The sequence below is a fragment of the Flavobacterium sp. Sr18 genome (assembly GCF_011064265.1).
Taxonomy (GTDB): Bacteria; Bacteroidota; Bacteroidia; order Flavobacteriales; family Flavobacteriaceae; genus Flavobacterium; species Flavobacterium petrolei.
This window is the reverse complement of record NZ_CP049329.1, coordinates 3,779,097-3,799,679: the sequence shown is the minus strand read 5'-3', so window position 1 is coordinate 3,799,679 and position 20,583 is coordinate 3,779,097. Positions and strand designations below refer to the sequence as shown.

At 35.1% G+C, this 20,583-nt stretch carries 15 protein-coding genes; 3 read left to right on the top strand and 12 right to left on the bottom strand.

Annotation, left to right across the window (positions count from 1 at the left end; genetic code table 11):
• Positions 1-101: 101 nt before the first annotated feature.
• The 8 genes from G7A72_RS16490 to G7A72_RS16455 all read right to left on the bottom strand — a co-directional run bounded on the left by G7A72_RS16490 (position 102) and on the right by G7A72_RS16455 (position 9,091).
• Positions 102-2,009: an Eco57I restriction-modification methylase domain-containing protein gene (locus tag G7A72_RS16490; protein ID WP_165153568.1), complete on the bottom strand. Its 1,908-nt coding sequence runs from the start codon at positions 2,007-2,009 to the stop codon at positions 102-104.
• 2 nt (positions 2,010-2,011) lie between these two features.
• On the bottom strand, positions 2,012-2,719 hold the full coding sequence (locus G7A72_RS16485) for a hypothetical protein (protein ID WP_165153566.1): 708 nt from the start codon (positions 2,717-2,719) through the stop codon (positions 2,012-2,014).
• Entirely contained in the window at positions 2,712-3,779 is a 1,068-nt protein-coding gene (locus G7A72_RS16480; RefSeq protein WP_165153564.1) for a hypothetical protein, read from the bottom strand. Before G7A72_RS16480 ends, G7A72_RS16485 begins: the two co-directional genes overlap by 8 nt.
• The gene (locus G7A72_RS16475; protein WP_165153562.1) at positions 3,769-6,081 is read right to left on the bottom strand and encodes a sensor histidine kinase; all 2,313 of its coding nucleotides are present in this window, start codon (positions 6,079-6,081) and stop codon (positions 3,769-3,771) included. The genes G7A72_RS16480 and G7A72_RS16475 overlap by 11 nt, the downstream gene beginning before the upstream one ends.
• Positions 6,082-6,093: 12 nt before the next feature.
• Positions 6,094-6,885 carry a nucleotidyl transferase AbiEii/AbiGii toxin family protein gene (locus tag G7A72_RS16470; protein WP_165153560.1) on the bottom strand — a complete coding sequence of 264 codons (792 nt, stop codon included), beginning with the start codon at positions 6,883-6,885 and terminating at the stop codon, positions 6,094-6,096.
• Positions 6,882-7,691: a type IV toxin-antitoxin system AbiEi family antitoxin gene (locus G7A72_RS16465; protein ID WP_165153558.1), complete on the bottom strand. Its 810-nt coding sequence runs from the start codon at positions 7,689-7,691 to the stop codon at positions 6,882-6,884. The genes G7A72_RS16470 and G7A72_RS16465 overlap by 4 nt, the downstream gene beginning before the upstream one ends.
• 589 nt (positions 7,692-8,280) lie before the next feature.
• Positions 8,281-8,763, bottom strand: a complete 483-nt coding sequence (locus G7A72_RS16460; protein ID WP_165153556.1) for a transcriptional regulator — start codon at positions 8,761-8,763, stop codon at positions 8,281-8,283.
• 64 nt (positions 8,764-8,827) lie between these two features.
• Entirely contained in the window at positions 8,828-9,091 is a 264-nt protein-coding gene (locus G7A72_RS16455; RefSeq protein WP_165153554.1) for a hypothetical protein, read from the bottom strand.
• A 790-nt stretch (positions 9,092-9,881) separates the two neighbouring features.
• On the opposite strand from G7A72_RS16455, the gene G7A72_RS16450 reads away from it, so the two are divergent.
• From G7A72_RS16450 to G7A72_RS16440, 3 genes are read left to right on the top strand one after another with little or no spacing between them, the layout of a single operon-like run.
• Positions 9,882-12,914 (top strand): SusC/RagA family TonB-linked outer membrane protein, encoded by a 3,033-nt coding sequence (locus G7A72_RS16450; RefSeq protein WP_165153552.1) that lies wholly within the window; start codon positions 9,882-9,884, stop codon positions 12,912-12,914.
• 16 nt (positions 12,915-12,930) lie between these two features.
• The gene (locus tag G7A72_RS16445) at positions 12,931-14,313 is read left to right on the top strand and encodes a RagB/SusD family nutrient uptake outer membrane protein (RefSeq protein ID WP_165153550.1); all 1,383 of its coding nucleotides are present in this window, start codon (positions 12,931-12,933) and stop codon (positions 14,311-14,313) included.
• On the top strand, positions 14,300-16,930 hold the full coding sequence (locus G7A72_RS16440; RefSeq protein WP_165153548.1) for a S9 family peptidase: 2,631 nt from the start codon (positions 14,300-14,302) through the stop codon (positions 16,928-16,930). Before G7A72_RS16445 ends, G7A72_RS16440 begins: the two co-directional genes overlap by 14 nt.
• A 75-nt stretch (positions 16,931-17,005) precedes the next feature.
• Here G7A72_RS16440 and G7A72_RS16435 read toward each other — a convergent pair whose 3' ends face one another.
• From G7A72_RS16435 to G7A72_RS16420, 4 genes are all read right to left on the bottom strand, one after another.
• Positions 17,006-17,275 carry a DUF6520 family protein gene (locus tag G7A72_RS16435; protein WP_165153546.1) on the bottom strand — a complete coding sequence of 90 codons (270 nt, stop codon included), beginning with the start codon at positions 17,273-17,275 and terminating at the stop codon, positions 17,006-17,008.
• A 108-nt stretch (positions 17,276-17,383) separates the two neighbouring features.
• Positions 17,384-18,895, bottom strand: a complete 1,512-nt coding sequence (locus G7A72_RS16430) for a MauE/DoxX family redox-associated membrane protein (protein WP_165153544.1) — start codon at positions 18,893-18,895, stop codon at positions 17,384-17,386.
• Positions 18,896-19,042: 147 nt separating this feature from the next.
• Positions 19,043-19,963, bottom strand: a complete 921-nt coding sequence (locus tag G7A72_RS16425) for a helix-turn-helix domain-containing protein (RefSeq protein WP_165153542.1) — start codon at positions 19,961-19,963, stop codon at positions 19,043-19,045.
• 28 nt (positions 19,964-19,991) lie between these two features.
• Complete coding sequence (locus G7A72_RS16420) at positions 19,992-20,366, bottom strand: hypothetical protein (RefSeq protein ID WP_165153540.1); 375 nt, start codon at positions 20,364-20,366, stop codon at positions 19,992-19,994.
• Positions 20,367-20,583 lie beyond the last annotated feature (217 nt).

Genomic DNA, 20,583 nt, shown 5'->3' with positions numbered 1-20,583 from the left:
GTAGCGGGGGTGTTTTTTTTGATCACGATATTAAACAAATTACTCATAGTCAAAGACATTTGCCTTTACTTTATATTAGATAAAAGACATTTAGGAACCTCTTATACTATCAATTTGGGGTCAATATTATATTTAGAATAAAGAAAATTATCAATTTCATTTGTATCAACTAAGTTTAGTAGGGTCAACTTTTCATCATCTGTCAAAGTACAGATTCCAAAATTCTTAATATAATTTTTAGCGACTGAAAAATAATTTCCAGCGTATGGTTTACTTGTATTTTCAATATAAAACCAAAATATCTTAGACATTAAAATCTTTTGAAGAATGTGTAATTCTTCTACTGATTCGGAAAAAATTGCATATCCATTGTAAAAAAGCAAATCTTGATCATTAGTATATACAAAGCATGGAGTATTTGTTATGTATGGCAACAATAACTTATATCCTGATATAAGTAATGCTTGATTTCTGCCAAAGGAATACCACTTATCATAGTCTCTATTCCCTTTATCTCTTTTAGATAAGATTTCTTTTTGACTTAATAAATATTCATAAGTTGAAGGAAACTTTGATATTAATTCGTCTTCATGAATAACTTTTAAACTTTTTTTATTAGTATCAAATAAATCATTTTCTTCCTTAATTATATTATATGGAAAAATTAATTTTTCGGTACGATTTTCAATTTCTGACTCGAGCTTCAGAGTGTTAGGTTTTATTGCATTTCTGCAAATATTTTTTTCAATACTATACTCTTGTCCATCTTTAATAAAAAAATAAAAATCTTCAGTTTCTCTTATTGGATTAAAAACATAGATGTTGTTCTTAAGGGTAGCAAAACCGTTCCGGATTTCAAATTTAGAGCCTAATGAATCACCAGTGCTTTCTATTTTAGATATTATCTTTTTTGTTTTTTTATTAATCAAATACCATCCATCAAAATCATTTAAATCATTGTATAAGATATTTATATAATCAGATTTTTTTATAGAATTAATATTTGTGCTTTTTGATTTAACATAGTTAATACAATTTGTTTCTTGTTTACTAATAATACATATGCAAGTGTATGTTGACCTTTTTTTAAATAATTGCTCTCCACCAAAATCGATTATTGTTAAGTCAAATTTATTTGTAGAAAAATAATTTCTAACCGACCTACCATTTAAACTTTTGTAGAAAGTATTTACGGTAATATAACCTAAAATACCTGTAGTATTTAAATTTTCAATCCCAATTTCAAAAAAGGGAATATATAAGTCTGATTTTCCAGAAGCGGAAACACTCCAGTTTTTAAGTAATAATTTTGTTTCATCATCTATTTTTGAAGCACCTACATAAGGCGGATTACCTACAATTATATCAAATCCTCCATTTTGTTGAATTTGTGGAATCAAATTCCAATCAAAATTTAATGAATTACCTTGATATAGATTAAATTCAAAAGTAGGTCTGTCTTCTCCATTTTTTATTGCATGAAGAATTAATAATATTTTTGTGCGCTCGATACTATAATTTTGGATATCTACTCCAAAGATATTATCTCTAAAAATTTCAAAATAGCTTTTATCAGTTTGCAATTTAATTATGTCGACAATGGTTTTAAAAAAGCCACCACAACCACAAGCGATATCACCAAATGTGGCATTAAATAAATGCCGATCTAAATTTAAATATTTATCTATTGATTGTTTAACTATAAAATCTCTAATATAACCAGGAGTAAAAACGGCACCATTAACTTCTTTATCAGCGGGTGAAATGACAAACTCAAATAACTCAAGCAAATCTTCAATATCAAATTCAACATTCTTTAAAAGGCTAACAAACTCGTTAAGTTTATTGGTTTCATTTTCGTCATGGATTGTTATTGTATATTGATTAATAAATTCGTTTTCAATATTTATTAAACTATTGACTTCTAAAAAAGAAGATACCAAAAGCCTATTAACGTCTAGAGTTTGATAAGAGTATTCTCTAAGATATTTTAATATGTTTTGATTCATTTTCAGTTTATGTACAAAGGGAATAATTTGTTGAATGTGAAATCTTGATGAGTATTACCTGTATCAAAAGCTTTAAAATATGGAGCCCACAGTCTATCTTGAGCTCTTTTTATAATTCTTTTATAATCTTCATCCTGCATTAATGAATTAACAAATGCAAATCTTTTGTTGTCAAAATAATTAGACAATATAAAATGAAAACCTAAAAAAATATCCATTGGAGGATGAGGTATTCTAGGACAAGACAAAACTGACATCTCTTCATCAATTAACTCAAATTTTTTACCTCCAAATTGAAAATGATAAGTTGGATGTGTATACTTAACATTTTGAGTATTTAAATGCCTATCATGATGCCAACTGCTGTAGTAAGCTTTTTTTGTTGCGTTTTCATTCTTGAATAAAGAAATACTTAAATCAAAAATATATCTATAAAGTGGATCTTGCACTACGTCTAAAGTATCTTTACACATCAACATGTGATTCAAATGAATCTCACAATAATGCAGATCATTAGGGACTGTTCCAGCAATCAATCCCTTTATATGAAAAATAATATTCTCAAGATTATATTCTATACACTGTTTACTATCGATAATCAAAAGCAAATCATCGAGATCAGAAAAATTACCAGTAACATTGTTGTTTTTAATCAATTCAATAAAAATTGACAAATCATTTCGAAAGTTTCTTAAATTCCAACTATTCATTGCCATTTAATTTAGAAGCTAGTTCACGCATAGCTTTTTTGTCAATATTACTCATAAGTTTTTGATACACGTCTTTATTTAATAAAGCTGAATCTATAGATAAATATTCTTTTTCTTGCCAAGGTAAATATTCTTTTAGCAATTCAACACCGTCAAATGGATCTATAGGTCGTTTTGAATATTTACAAATTGTCCAAAAATTAGTGCTTTCAGAATGCGTTGTTTTTTCAACAACAATTAAATTTTTAAATCCTGTTTTTTCTGCAATTAAATTAACTCTTTCTTCTGCATTCAATCTTCTGATTGGAATTGTATCTGAAATATTTTCCTTCCACCAAGAGTTTACTTTTTCCATCCACCAACGTTTTTTAATATCAGAAAAAATTCCCTTGTAACTTGCATTTCCCAAACTCTCCATTAATTTGGACCAATCTTCAGACGTTTTTGATACTCCTAATCTGGAAGACAAAACATCTTCCCCAACAGTAAGCCCAATTGCACATATTAAATTATCATAGATTAAAGAACTTATTTTTAATTGATCATTACCTGGTTTGTCAAATGCCGAAATAAATCTTGAATGTAAAGAAATATCGCCCTCTTCTAAACCCAAAATTGTAATTAAATTTTTCTCTGTTTTAATTTTTTGATAAGCACCTATAAAAGAATCTAATTTAGATTTAAAACTCTTCATTCCTCTTGTAAAATCTTCCTTTGTCAAAACAAAATCAAATAAATCTTGACTAGTAAAATCTTTATCAAATTCATTTACTTTTATTATTTCATTAGACATTAAAATTAATGGAATTCCTTTGTTATCATCTTTGTGTTTAGTCCTAAGAGTTTGAGCAATAGTAGGTGCATCAAAACAGGCATGATTTGCTCCTTTTGTTAATCTGTAATCAAGTATTACAGCATCAGTGTCTTCTTCTATTTCAATAAATAAATCATTTAAATTTGAAGTTGGATCATACAACTTAACTGAATAACCTAAATCTTCTAAATCTTTTTTACGACTATCTGTTTCCAAATCATCAATGTAAAATATTTTATATGCCATAATCATCTAATTCTTTATTTGTTGCTTTTGGTATTTCTATTCTTAAACAAGTGCTAAAGCCCTGTTTCGGAGATACAACTTGTATATTCCCTCTATAACTTGAAACAATATCTTTTACAATTTTTAGCCCTAGACCAGTTCCTGTAATTTCATTGCTTGCATCAATTTCTTCTAAACTATTGGGAGAAGTAGTTGTGAAAAATTCTTCAAATATTCTTTCTTCATTTTCTTGAGAAATTCCATCACCAGTATCTGAGAACTCCAAATAAATATACTTTTCGTCTGCACCACACTCAATTTTTATTTCTCCACTTTTTTTAGTTCTTTTAATTGCTTTTTTTGCATTAGTATAAAAGTTAAATAAAATAGAAGACCATTCTGAAGGATGCATTGGTAATGTATATAAATAGAAGCCATTTCTTTCTGGAATATTGAATACAATGTCACTTTTATTGGCATCATTATGAATGGAAGTCCAAAATTTCTCAGATGTATTTTGAATTTCAATAGGTTTTAATTCTCTTACAACGTTTTGAGAAATCACATTATCAAAATAAGAAGTGTAACTCTGGAATGTTGCAATGTTTTTTTCTAAAATTAAGACTCTTTCTAATAACGCAGTATCTGAGCGCAATTTTTCTAAAAGAAAATTAACGTCTGATTCCATATTGATTAAATAATCTCTAACTTCATGAATAAATTGACCAATAGTAATACCAACACTACTCAAGACACGTAGCATAGATTTTTCTCTAAGCATTTTACTTGTCTCTTCTTTTTGTAATTCAGCTACAGCTTTAATGTCTTTTTGTAATTTTTGAAGTGTTTGTTTTCGTCTACGTTTTATTTGAATATTTCCTTCTTCTTTTTCGAGTTCTTGATCTAGTACTTCAAGAGTGTGAGCAATATCTTTAATGCGAACTTCTATTTTTTCGTATAATTTTCCTTCTTTTCGTTGACCAGATACAATTTTTATATTTCTTACTTCAGCTACTTTTAATACGCAGGTCATTAAAGTTCTATATATAAAATTTTGCAATTGAATTAAAGCCTCATTTTCCATTAAGCCTTCACGACTGGATGTTTCATTGAATTTCTTATCCGTGTCACTTAATTCAACAAATCCGAAGAAATTAGTATTACTATGAACAGGTAGAAATGAACGCTGATTTGCTGATGCATCTAATTTTAACCAATCATTCTTTGGTTCACCATATGGTAATACTCTAAAACCATTTCTGTATAATCGCATTCCTCCTGAAGTTTTTGATAATGTCTTAATACTTGTTTCATGCATTTTTGGAATTAGTCCTTTATTATAAATATAGTAATATGCTTTAAATCTAACCTTCCTGAGTTCAGAAAAGGGTTGTGACATGTCATCTGGATCGCTACCTATTTCTCCATATTCTTCAATTTTTAATTGTTTACTAATTACTGAATATATTCCTAGTCCCTTATTATCTATCCAGCCTTCAATTTCAGCTAATGCATGATTATATATCATACTAGATTCATCAGCAATTATAATTGATTTATCGTTATCAGTTTTTTTAAAAACTGTTTTAAAACCAGGATCAATGAGGTTCAGATTTTTATTAATATTTTCTTCCTGCTCCGACAATGGAAAAGGTTGTATAATAGCACTAACATATCTGTAAATACGTTTTATAGCTGATTGTGACCATCTATCTTTTAAACCTTCAATTTTTAGTGTTGTTCCTTCTTCTTTTCTTTTAGGAACGGTAATGATTTTATTAGTAATATTTACTAAATCTATATCTCCAGCATATTGATTCCAATTAATAGTTAAAACCAGTGCAAAATCATCTTTTAAAGTTTGGGTCGTAATTGTTAATTTTTCGCCTAAACGTTGAACAGCAAATCTTCCTATACCTTTTTGACCTGCTCTTTTTCTGTTAAATCTTTCAGAAAGAGGATTTCTCAATTTGTCTGTAGAGGATATTCTCATAAATCCATTAACCAATTGGTCTCTAGTCATACCTAATCCATCATCTTCAATGAATAAAGTTCCTCCAATCGAGTCAGAATTTTCAAATTTTAAAATTACTTTTTTTGCATCCGCATCATAAGCATTTTTTACTAGCTCGGATACTGCTGTTTCTTGTCTAGCAACTAATTCAGTACCTAATCTATCAATTACTCCTGCATCAACGCTAAATCTAACATTATCAATGTCGAAACTTGCTAATTTAGAAGAGAGCTCCAATATTTTGCTATAATCGTTTGGATTTTCAACTAAAATTTTTGATAATTCATCACGTATTTGTTTTTCGTCCATATTCTATTATCTCTAAATTTTATTGATAATACTTTCGTTAATTATCTTATAAGCTTTATCATTATCATATTCTATTTCGGGTCTTAAAATTGTGAAGATATCATTTCGGAATTCATCATCACCCATTTTTTCTACCATATTGGCTATAAACATTTTGCTGGTAGGCGAAGTACCGTCTGAGAAATTGATATATTCTTTGTAGCATTGAATTAATTTTGCAACATTGATATCTAGCTTTGTTAATGCAAAATCTAAATCGAATAAATCTCGTCCCTTTCTTCGTTGGTATAATGCTCTTAATTTAGTACCAAGTAGTTCTTCAATATGATAGGTATTTATCATACATTCCCCAGAAAACCATCCATTTTGCACTTTGAAAGGTATTTGTTGCAGTCCTAATACCGTGAAATGTTCTCTACAATTAATTTCAATTTTGAGACGCATTCTAATAATTGGCTGTATTTCTGTTTCAAATCGGTATTCTACTGTGTTGTTGTGAATACTGGTTGTAATACTTCTTTTTGTCCCCAAAAAGGCTAAACATTCTCGCAATCTAACAAGAATTGGTTTTATTGGACCGGTTTTTATTTGTACCAAATCAATATCTTCAGAATATCTTGCTTGCGGTTTTAGGAATAACTTGTGTAAAGCTGTTCCGCCGCGAAATGCTAGATTTTCATTTAGGAATGGATCAGAAAATATTTCAATCAATGCTCTTTCTATTACTAAATCTTGTTCGATTTGTCCGTTTTCTGGCCAAGGTGCAAACTCTCTCCATTCTTCTATGTAACGTCTTGGTATCATAAATCGCTTTCAATATTAATGTTGTTAATTATACGCCACTTTGTATTTGTATTACCATTTTTATTTTTCCCTGGCATTAATGGAATATTTATTCCTTTTTTATCGGCTATTGTAGAATATAATGCTTGACTTAGTTTTTCATTTCCTAATTCATATTCTAATAAATATCCTAATCGCTGTACTGCTGCTGTTTGAGAATAGTTTTTTGCGGTTCTTGATAAAATTGAAGGCTTTATGACTTCTATTAGTTCTTTAAGGATTGTTATTACTCTATTCATTCCTAGTTTGTCAACATAGTATAATAAATCTAATGCTGTAAGTTCTGGTGATGATACGTTGATGTATCCAGCATCTGTTTTTACTTGTTTCACATCTTCTTTATTCCATTCGTTTTTTACTAGAAAATTTATTTTTAGTTTCTTGTTTTTAATGTCTCTTAAAGCAGGTTTTTCTGTAATTACAAATGTTTCCATCGATTGTTGATGTGATGCTCCATGTATAGCTGCTGCGGATATTAGCCCTAAGTAATATTTTTTGTTAAGAGACATCATCATGTCATCGATAAACATATTCGATGGGATTGCACCATAATTTGAATATTCAGCAGGAAGTATTGTATAAAAGCCTTTTCGAATTTGAACTATTTTCTTTTTTGATTTTAAACGATATAGACTTTGTAAAAGTGCTTTGTCTGTTATTTCAAATTTATTTTTCAATTCTTCTAATGTAAAAGCATATCTTCCTTTAGCTCTAACGGCATCTACATACTCTTCTAAATAATTATATGATTGAGTTTCTGTTTTCACTAGTATATTTCGTTTGCTATCTACTACACATTGTGTAGTGTTACGCAAATGTAATATATCTTCATATCAGTTTGTATTAATATCGATAAAACTTTTATAGTTTACATCTTATTTAAGATGAGGGGTTGTTTAAGAGGGTAAGTTCACCATAATTAGCTACTTCTTTTCCTTATCTTTTAATTAATGTAGTAAATTGTAAAAATATAATTTTAGCAAATAATCTTTCATTTTTTTTGTCTCGTTCTCAAGCTATCTTTATAAAAATAATCCCTCATAGACTCATAAAACCTCCCATTCACATAAAGACCTAAAAACCAAAACACAATTAGCCCTATTATTTCATACCATTCCATACCTCAAATATAGAACCTATAGAGATTTCCTCTTTTAGCATGAAATCAATTCTTCCATTTTTGACAAGCTTTAATCCCGAATTGACAAGTGTTCCAGACCGTCATAAAACAGAAAAAGATGCCTAGGCATCTTTTTTTTGTGCTAACTACTAAATTACTCAAATAGTAGCTTAATCTGAACTTTCAAAGCATTTCCGATATTATAAGAGCTAAAATCGATCAACTCTTTGTATTATTCAATTAGTCCACAAGTGACTTTTACATTTATTTCCATATAACTCCTCAAATAATTCCCCTGGCTTCTTTCCTATAGCTTTTTCAATAAATATTAATTCGTAGGCATCTAAAGCACCTTTTCTATAATACAATTCACTTAATCTTATTTCATTAATTCCAGTTTTAGCTGAAATTTCTTCTAGCGAATTTGTGATATTCTCGTATTTAGACATTATTATTCCAAATTCATTCCGCTCTTTAGGAATCCAATTATTTAAATCGAATTTCTGATTTAGAAATACAATTCTAGTTGCATTATTTATAGAATCATTAAAAGCTTTTACAATTAAATAAAAGGTTTGAGCAGATAATTTTGATACTGAACCTTTTTTTAGTTTGCTAACTTGTCCTTTTGATAACCCAGAAATTTCGGATAGTTGTTTATCCCGCCATTTTAATTCTAAAATCTTGTCAGTAATGTATTTATCAATATTATGATTCATTTTCTTTGTTTAAAAATTTTGTAATTAAGAAACTTTTGTTATATTTGTTCTAGCGAATTGACAATTAGCCTTTTTTGGCATAATTAAAACGATGTTTTCTCGAACCGAAACGACCAATTTTACTATCGAGAGTATCGTGAAGTCGCTCCATGTCAAAAAGTTTCTTACTTTTGTAAGGCATGCGAGCGGTTCTCACGTAAGCTTTAGATAGTACCTTTTCAATCGAAAGATTGTAGAGATGGGTTTGGTCGCCCACGGTTCTAAAGTGTGAGGCCGCTCCTTGCTTTTTATGCAAAGACCATTCATACCACGAAATACATCGTTCCATAAACATAAACATAAACATATAAATTATGAGAACGATTTTTTTATGCATAAGCATTACCAAACCACCTTAACTACCTGCTAAAAGCAAGCTGCCTTTTGTTATCCCAAAACTGAAACAAACATTGTGTTAGGATAGAAAAACACCACGAAGTACTCTTATCAGAGACACTTCCTCAATAAGGATTTTTAGTACTGATATGTTTAACTCTACCTTGATATATAAAAAAGGGAGTTATATAAAGTAACAATCCCCTCTATATCAAGCCTCAACCCAAACCTAAAATGCTTTTGGCACTTAGATTTAAGCTTTTTCTCTTTAAACTCGCACTTTAAAAGTATTGCCTTTATTTCTATTTTCCAACTGGTATATTAAAATTTTAAAGTTTGTTTCAGAAAGGGGAGCAAAAGGAGCTTTTTAAACCCTAAACCCATTATTCATAAATCCCAGTTAGGAAAATACCCTTTTCTTAACAGGTCGGAAATACCTATGCCAACTTTAAACCAATAAACGATTACGAAATACGAACAACGATAAACGATTACTACTAGAAACACCTGCACCGAAAGGTCCTTTGAATAAAAACACCTAGTTAATTTAATTTGAATTTGTTAATAAAAGGTGCAGGTTATTTTTAAATCCTAAAACTCATTGCCTATGATAGAATAATAATAGTGAGGTTGCTTCATCCCTCGCAATGACACACTAAAAAAAGGCCCTCTAACTCTTCTTGGCGGTTGAATAGAGGACCATCGCTAACAAAACTAACGTTTCAATTAACTAACCCAATATTATGAAAAAAATTTCATTTTACAAGGGGAGATTGGCTTTTTGGTACCTGATTATTATCGGGTTCTCACTCAGCTACACCCCTGCTCTAGCCAACTATTCCCTTAAGAATAATCTTGCCGTTACCCAACAGCATCAAGTTCAAGGAACTATCACCGATGGCACCAATCCTTTACCTGGTGTAACAATTGCCATAAAGGGAAAAAGGAACACGACCACTATCTCAGATTTCAATGGGCAATACACACTGGCGGTTGCTGGTACTGATACCTTGACGGTCTCTTTTATGGGCTTCAAAACAGCACTAGTTCTCATAAACGGGCGCAAACTGGTCAACATACAGTTGCACGAAGACATAACCTCTTTACAGGAGGTGCGCGTGAATACAGGTTATTATTCCGTAAAGGAAAGTGAACGCACGGGCAGTATTGCCAAAATAACTGCGGCAGCCATCGAAAAACAACCCGTTACCAATGTGCTGGCCACTATGCAAGGCAGGATGGCAGGGGTAAACATCAGCCAAGCCACGGGGATGCCCGGTGGCGGTTTTAGTATTGAAATACGCGGCCAAAACAGCCTTCGGCTGGACGGAAATAACCCATTGTATGTCATAGACGGCGTTCCGTATTCCTCGCAAGATATTGGCAGCACCTATACATCAGGAAACTTACCCGGTCAGAACAGTCCTTTAAACAGTATCAATCCCAATGATATTGCCAGCATTGAAGTATTAAAGGATGCCGATGCCACGGCAATCTATGGCTCTCGTGGTGCTAATGGTGTGGTACTGATCACCACCAAAAAAGGAAAAGTTGGTACAACAACTTTTACCACTAACTATTCCAACGGACTAGGGCAAGTAGCGCATTTTATGCATCTGATGGATACACCACAGTATCTATCCATGCGCAGGGAAGCCTTCGCCAATGATGGCGTTACCCGATACCCTTCATCTGCCTATGATGTAAACGGTACTTGGGATCAAAACCGCACGACCAACTGGCAAAAACAACTGCTGGGAGGAACTGCCAATTATACCAACCTACAATCCTCCCTTTCGGGCGGATCCCAACACACACAATACCTATTAAGTGGAAACTACAGCAAGGAAACCACTGTATTTCCAGGTGATTTTGAGTATAGTAAAGGTAGTGGTCATTTCAACCTGAATCACGAATCGGATAATGAGATATTCAAAGTCAATTTTACCGCAGGGTATACTGTTCAACGCAACAACTTACCGTCCATCGACTTTACCCGTGATGCCATCACCCTTGTACCCAATGCGCCTTCACTTTATGATGCCATGGGAAATCTCAACTGGGAAAACAACACCTTTAACAATCCTCTTGCCAAATTGGAAGGGAAAATTAAAGGACAAACTCAGGATTTGATTACGAACATATTGCTTTCTTACGACTTAGGTGCAGGATTTATAGCAAAGACCAGTTTTGGCTATACCGACCTGCAACAAAATCAAAAAACTGTACTGCCTTCCACCAGCTATAATCCTGCCTACGGATTAGGCAGTGAAGTATCGGCTCTTTTTTCCAATACCATCCATCGGAAGTCATGGATTGCAGAACCACAACTCAACTGGAACCACGCTGTAGGAAAATTAAAAATGGAGACTTTAGCAGGAGCCACTTTTCAGCAACAAAATAGCGACCAGCTCGTAAGTGCCGCTGAAGGGTTTGCCAATAACAGTTTGATTGAAAATCCGGCTTCTGCTGCCCACTATCTTATTTTAAACAGTGATGAAACCGTGTATAAGTACCAAGCCTTTTTCGGACGTATAAACTTAAACTGGCACGGAAAATACCTATTGAATGGAACCGGTCGCAGGGACGGGTCGAGCCGGTTTGGACCAGGCAGACAGTTTGCTACTTTTGGGGCTTTAGGCGCTGCATGGCTATTTTCAAATGAAACATTCGTAAAAGATAAGCTCCGTTTCTTGAGTTTTGGAAAAATACGTGCCAGTTATGGTACCACAGGCAACGACCAGATTGGGGACTATCAATACCTGGACACCTATGGTACTTCCGGAAATACCTATCAGGGCATAAGTGGCTTACAACCCAGCCGACTTTTTAATCCGGATTTTGGATGGGAAACCAATAAAAAACTGGAATTGGCTTTGGAAACCGGATTTTGGAACGACCGTATTTTCACTACGGTGGCGTGGTACCGCAACCGCTCCTCCAGTCAATTAGTGGGAATACCACTGCCCGGGACAACCGGTTTTTCGGAGTTGCAAGCCAATTTGGATGCCGAAGTACAGAACAGTGGTATAGAAATCAGCATCCGAACCGTAAACTTCCAGTCAAAGAAGTTCAGTTGGATCAGTAATTTCAACCTGACCCATATTAAAAATGAATTGCTTTCCTTTCCCGGACTCGAAGGTTCAACGTATAAAAACCAATATGTAATTGGTCAACCCATTAACATAGTCAAGATGTATCATTACACAGGACTCCATCCCACTAGCGGAATTTATCAATTTGAGGATTTTAATGGGGATGGGAATCTTTCTGCCGCTGACGATAAAAAAAGCATACAGAACCTAAGTCCAAACTATTATGGTGGCTTTCAAAACCAATTGCGTTATGGAAATGTACAGCTGGATTTCCTATTCCAGTTTGTAAAACAATTGAATTTCAATGAAAATTACAGGATGGGAATGCCCGGAACAATGATAAATCAACCAGAGGCGGTTACAGCGCACTGGCAAAGCGCCGGCGACTCCGGTCCCTATCAATCGTACAGCAACAGCAACGCCCAAAAAAGAGCCGCAAACATTCGCTATACGCAAAGTGATGCCGCAATAGGCGATGCATCCTATATCCGTCTGAAAAACGTTTCCATTTCGTTCGACCTGCCCCAAAAGTGGACTAAGAAACTCTTGTGCAAGCTTAGCCTGCAAGGACAAAATTTGCTGACTATAAGCCCTTATAAAGGATTGGATCCTGAGTTTATATCATCCGGATATTTACCGCCGCTACGCGTTATTAGCAGCAGTTTGCAAGTTACTTTTTAACCTTAAAAACCACCTCATGAAAAATAATAAATTAGTATTTATAGTATGGAATATTCTTTTGTGCCTGACGGCAGGATGTGACAGTTTTACTGACGTCGACTTGCCTTCTTCACAATTAACAGCCAAAGATGTATTTGAAGACAAAACCACGGCTAATGCCGCTATGGTCGACATTTATGCAAAAATCCGAGATCATGGCTTACTTACCGGCTATCCGTCAGGGATTTCGAGTCAGCTGGGTCTTTATGCCGATGAACTGCTGTTTTTTGGAATCTCCGGTAGCAGTCAGTCCAATTTTTATACCAATGCGCTATTGGCCTCGGACACTGAAATATCCGAATTATGGACCAGTAGCTACAATCAAATTTATGCTGCCAATGCAATCATAGAAGGCGTTACAACCTCAGCGGCATTAGCAGGAAGTGATAGGGATCAATTAATGGGAGAGGCTTTGTTTATACGGGCATTAATTCATTTTTACCTTGTGAATACTTTTGGAGACATTCCCTATATACAAACGACCGACTATCAGCAAAATAAAGTGGCACATCGCATGCCTGAAAATGAAGTATATCTACACATCAAGGAAGATCTAGAGCGAGCAATCTCAGTATTACCCGAAGAATATGTAGGCTCAGAACGGGTACGCCCAAACAAATGGGCTGCTCAAGCGCTTTTGGCAAGAGTATGCCTCTATAGACAACAATGGGGTGAAGCGTCGAATGCGGCTTCGGCTGTTTTGAACCAAACAGGGCTATTTGTCTGGCCTTCGGATATTGGAACCGTGTTCGGTAAAGGAAGCTTTTCGACGATATGGCAATTGATGCCGGCGGTAGCTGGAGGCAACACTTATGAGGCAGGAACATTTATTTTTGTGGAAGGACCACCTGCAACCTTGGCACTCAGTGAAGCGCTCATAGGTGCTTTTAGCGATGAGGACCTGCGCAAAACGAACTGGATCAAAGCAGTGACTACTGGCACCGACAGATGGTACCATGCCTATAAATACAAAGAATCGTCCAATACTGGTTCTTCGGTAGAATACTCCATTGTCCTTAGAATGGCCGAGCAATACCTCATACGAGCAGAAGCTCGTGCCCATCAGGGTGATCTTATTGGTGCGAAAGAAGATCTGAACAAAACCCGTAATCTCGCCGGACTACAGGACTCCAATGCCGCTACCGCAACAGCAATTATTACCGAAGTATTGCAGGAACGCCGTCGCGAATTCTTTACGGAATTCGGAAACCGCTTTTTTGATCTAAAAAGAACTGCCGGATTAGATGCGACACTATCCCCTATTAAATCGCAATGGGAGACAACTGACCGTTTATTGCCACTTCCCGAATCGGAGTTATTACTTAACCCTAATCTTGCTCCGCAAAATGCAAACTATTAAAATAAAGAGATATAGGATGTATCAACGATTTGTCATCGGTTTTGCCGGTTTCATGTTTTGGTTAGTTACCTGCCCCTGCTGGGGGCAGGGTAACCAAAAACGACCCCTCACTAAAGACGATTATGCGCTTTGGAGTAAACTCCTGCCAAAGAAACTATCCCGCGATGGTAATTGGGCCAGTTATTTGCTCTGGTACGAATCCAAAAAGGACACCATGTTTGTGAAAAACACGCAAAACAGTACAACCTACATTTTTCCGAATGCCAAAGACGGTATTTTTAACGGCGAATCACACTTTGGCTGCATTATTAGAGATACATTGCTCTTGCAAAACTTAAAAACGGGTACCGTTACGAAAACAGCAGACGTTTTTGATTTTGCCTTTTCAGGCAATGAAAAATACGTCCTATTGCTACTAAAGCAGTCTGACCAAAAAAAAAGGCTAGTGGTTCAGGATGAGAATGGTGCTATTGCAGCTGAAATTCCTAACGTGGGCCAGTGGCGTTTAGAACCGAATCGCAACGGTGTACTCTACACCATGGATTCACCAGACCAAAATACAATCGGTTTTTTAAAGCTTGGGGTGCAAATTGAAAAAAAAATAATTATCTCTGACCCTAAAGGGGGATTTCAAAATTTGAATTGGAGCGGTAATACCATTGTCTTTATACAAAATTTACCCGATGACCCACAGCTTTTCAGGTACAGCATTGACAAACAAAAACTGAATCATTTTGATGCCAAGGCACAGGCAAATTTTCCCGCAGATATGAAAATCTCAGACGTGACCTACAATACGCTGACGGTATCAGATGATGGGGATCGTGTTTTTTTCTGGCTTAAAGAAAATCAAGAGCGGCTTCGCGGCATTGATCCGGCCGCTGTGCAAGTGTGGAATGCAGCCGATAAATTGGTCTTTGCCCATAAGAAGAATTATGGACAGTACGCCCTGATGGATAAAATGGCCGTATGGTCTGTGAAAAGCAACCGCTTTATCCAGATTTCAGACCGAAAAATTCCAAAAGGTTTTCTCAGCGGAGATTACAACTATGCCTTTATCTATGACCCAGTTGCCTACCAGCCTCAAAATAGTTTTGATGGCGCGTATGATCTGTTTCTTGTTGATTTGATAACTGGGAATAGAAAAAAAATACTAGAGAAATATTCGGGTGACTACCAAACCGTTCCGTCATCCGATGGGAAATACCTATCCTATGCCAAAGAGGGAGACTGGTGGATCTATGACATCAAAAAAGACACCCATACCAATATGACCGCAGGGATACCGGTATCATTTTTTCGACAGGATCAGGATGTGCCGATACAACCAGCTCCATACGGAGTGGCGGGATGGACGGAAAAAGACAAAAGCATACTCTTGTACGACCAATATGATCTGTGGCAAATTGCTACCGATGGCAGTACTAAAAAGCGACTTACAAAAGGGCGGGAAATACAAAAAATGTATCGTGTTAAGGATTTGACCCCAAAACCCCTGTATCAAAATGATGAAATTAATACTAAAACGCCACCGCTACAACTCAATAATAACCTCTTCCTTAGTGCCATAAATAAGAACTCAGGAGCATCAGGATTCTGCAAATGGAGTTTTAAAAGTGGAGTAACTCCGTTGGTTTGGGAGCAGAAGAAAGTGAATCACATCATCAAGGCATCTAATAATGCTACTTACCTATATCTGGAGCAAAGCTATGAGGCAGCGCCGCGACTCGTGTTTTACGATACATCACCAAGGGAAATAATCCAATCCAATGCCCAACAGAAACATTTTTATTGGGGCAAAGCGGAACCAATACGATATAACTTGAAAGGTACCGAATTATCAGGCATCCTTTATTATCCCTCGGAATATAAAAGTGGCGTAAAATACCCGATGATAGTGCACATCTATGAACGACAATTTCAGTTTTTAAATGATTATATGAATCCAAGTTCGTATTTAGGAGATGGATTTAATAGTACCAATTTTACCGCGCAGGGATATTTCGTTTTATTTCCTGATATGGTCTTTGAAACGGCCAATGTAGGAAAGTCAGCAACAGCATGTATATTGTCTGCTGTTGATGCCGTCCTTGCTAAAGGTGTTGTAGATCCTAAAAAAGTAGGACTTATTGGGCATTCTTTCGGGGGCTATACAACGGATTTAATCATTACTCAAACCGATCGATTTGCAACTGCTGTTGCAGGTGCCGCATGGACCGATCTCATCAGCAGTTATCTTTATGTAGGCACTACTTTTTACAGACCCGATTTTTACCGTGCAGAGCATGATCAGTTACGTATTGGTCAATCACTCTTCGAGGACACAGAAAGTTATTTGAAAAACTCTCCCGTCTTGCAGGCATCAAATGTCAAGACACCTTTGCTGGCATGGACAGGCGAGCAGGACCGTCACATCCATTATCTTCAAAGCATGGAATTTTATCTCGCATTGAGACGGCTTAACAAAACGCATACCTTGCTGGTTTATCCTGATGAAGAGCACACTTTGTGGAAGCCTAAAAATCAAAAAGATCTTACCCTGCGTGTGGAACAATGGTTTAATTATTATCTTAAAAATGAGACCTTTCACAGCTGGATGAAAGGTGAATTCTACTAGAAAACAATAGCCTTTCTAAACAAGGATGCCGCCCAAACAGTTGGGCGGCATCCTCCTTTATTACTAAATGGTCAACTACTGTACATTCCTTTTTAAGGGCGTTAAACAAGTTGAAATCGGTTTAGCATAAAGTTGCTCTCCATCGGGAGCTGTACAATCAAAATTTCCATTGTTGGAACATTCCTGCACAGCCTCACAAGGATTAATTTCAGAAACATGTTTCCAACCCATAACTGGAGCCACTTCCTTTCCATTTTCGTTCATTGCATTGGTGCTAATAGCACCAGCCAATCCCAGTGCAACCACCGCCATTGGCATTACGAAATTCAAAAATTTAGTCTTCATAATAATAAAATTAATAGTTATGATCTACTCTTTTTTACAGGTTTTCGATCTGATCCCTGCTATTTGGCCAATAGATTATTAATACGCTTACAATATGAGATTCAAGATTTATTTTATATAATTAGACGTTACCCTTTGATCCAAACTATAAGCAATAATATGGTTTCCAATCAATGCATATAATTTGTTGTTGTTTACTGCAAAACTTCTTACTTTTTTGCCGTCAATATCGTAAATGCAAAAGCTAAATAAATAACTCTTCTCTGTAATATTATAAACATCAATGATACTTGCTCCTTGCCACATGGCATCCTCTTCATATCGCCCCGGAATTGCTGAATTAACAAACAGTAAATTAGAATATGTTGCACTGCTCTTATTGACAAACAGAGGAGGTTTGGAAAATTTTCTCTCACGGTGCTTACTAACCTTTACAATACTTAGTTTTGCGCGGGTTATTGTATCGATCGTAGTCCCTCTAAAATCAATTTTCAAATATCTATCGGCTACCGTAAATTGATTGCGATACGCATAGAGAAAAATAATCCTTTTCAAGCCATTGCTATACAGTAGTTGACCATCAGTATCAAATACCCCATCAAATTGCTTTTGTAAAATTTGAGGGTTTAGTTCTATTTTTGTTGTGTCGGTTAGATTGATCACTCCCATAATACTCTCGCCATTTATGGAATTATGAGTACGTACTGCAATTGCCGCTGAGTCTATTGCTTGCGCAGTGGTAAAATATTCTCCTCCTTTCTTTATCATTTTAGCTTTCCAGTCTTTAATACTCCCTCGAAAAACGCATGGTATCCGACCATCTACCACGAAAAAATAAGGACTTTGCACTAAAACTTTTACTGCCTGAAAGGGAAGATCTTTGCGGTCAAGAATGACAAGCCGTTTTTCCATTTGCTGTAAGTTCGTATCCAATACTGTAATCAGTAATGGAGCCGTAGCATTGCCCAGGTATACCTTATCCTTATCAACACCGGCGATATAATACGAATTCAGTTTAAGATCTATATCGGAGATGGTCTGCAGAGGTGCATGAGGAAAGCGCCTTGTCAATTTATTATGATAATGGATAATATTCTCAGACAGTAAGAATAATCCAATTATTAAAGCAATATTGCAAAATGTAATACTAAAAAACAAAGCCAAAATTGATTTAGATGGTACTTTCTTTGCTGAAATTTCATCAGAAAAATATAATACTATAGCAAGCACAGCCAATACTATAAAAACAGCATTAAAAATTAGATGTTGTGTCCAATTTAGTTCTTCGAGAACCCCTCCACAAGAGCAAGGCACAAAAGCGGTATAATGAAGTACTATAAAAATGTAAGCTGTAAACAATACCATCAAACCATAAGCTGCGAATAACCCAATACCTCTAAACCTTGGAATGATAATCAGCACACAAATTACAAGTTCAACAATCGGAATCAAAAAAGAAATCCAGTCAGCAAAAGCACTTAATAGCGGAGATTGTCCCAACTGCACTTGAAAATTTTGAAAATCAAGTAGCTTACTGACAGACGCATAGACAAACAACACTACATAAAGCATGCAAATTATTTCGATACTAATTGTTCTTATGGGCTTACTAAATTTCATTTTGTCGGTATTTGAGGATTAGTACTGTAAAATTCTCAAAACAAAACAACATGAATGTTATCCAATTAGGATATTGCTGTATCAAATCAGGATTTCTTTATTCTAGCAGGCGTCCAGTTTATTGAATAGCCAAACTAATTCTCAATATTATCCAACTGTAGGTTGCCTTTCAAGGTCTGATGGGGAATACCTAAATTTAATTTTGAAAGCTCGTGAAAAATTTGGATAGGTAGAAAAGCCTGCCATAATTGCTATCGTTTTTAATGGGATTTTGGTGTATTGAATCAGAAGTTGTGCCCGCTTGAGTCTTTCATTATTATAAAATTGTTGTATTGTGGTTTTGAATACATGTTTAAAACCATTCTTTAATTTGTATTCATTGGTTCCAAAAATACGAGAAAGCTCTTTTAAGGTTGGCAGAGCCGAATCCATATTCGCCAGTATAAAATCATAAACTGCCTGTGTGGATTTTAGATCTAAATAGTTACTGATTTTCCGTTCTTCAACTGTCAAAATTTCTCTTGGCCCCGCTATTTTTTCGATGGAGCCAGTACTATTGGCAGAAAAGAAAGTAATCATTATGTCAGTGCTTCCGCAGAGCTTGGAAATAGCGCAGGGAGCTGAAATAATTAATTTTTCAACACTAACAAGTCCAAGCGAAATAACGCTACTATTGGATTTATTCTCTACTACATCATTCCATACCGTTTTAAATAAGGCAACTGATTCTTTTGCAAGAAGCGCAGTAAAATCTGATTCAGTTAGTTCATTGGAGGTATATCCCAAAAGGTCCGGTACATGTACGCTAAAGTCTTTTATAATGAATTTACTGTCTACCATGAATGTGCTTTCTGCTACATACTGATAACTGTGATGCGGATTAATATAGCCACTGTGGAATACAGACTCTTTCATTTCTTCCGCCATCCAATTCACGAGCACAGCCAGTGCTTCTAATTCGTCATCCTTTGCGGTCCTTGGTATGCGGTACGCGAAATTCCCTTCTGCCATTTCCAGAATCATTTGACAAATAGTATTGATGCGTTGGTGGTCTATTTCCTGATCCATATCCTAAAAATTAAATTGTTAAATAATCCTAAACAAATGCTTTCAAAAATTCTAGCGCTTTGGCCTTATCATTAAACACCTTAGTTGGTACTTGAGGCTTACTGATTTTAAGATAAAAAGAAATCATTACAATAGATACTCTCCTGTGCGCTACTATACTGACGGCTTTAGTCAGAACTGAGCCATGTTGCGCCAAATAATCTCTGGCAGCTTTGTCAGAATCGGCAATGCCTCTAACATCACATAAAACTGGATATGCCTTCTCCTTTTGCATTTGTATTCTATCGGATACAATGCGCTGTGCTGCCACTAAATTAATGACCACATCCGGCTTATACTCAAAAAAAAGTATGTTCCCGCTAATCCAGAATTGGGCAAATTCATTTTCAAAATAGTCCTCCATTGTATCTGCTCTTTTTTAGAACCTGGCAAATTAGCGATTCCTTTTCTGAAAGTAGTTACCAAAAAAAGGTAAAATGTAATAGTAATCAATCATTTTATTTTACACATAGCAATTCGGGATTATTACTTGTCAAATCGGGATTATTTACAAGGTGAATTCTGTTTTAACAGTTTAAAATGAGAACTTTAAAAATTATAAATACACTCTTATAGATTCG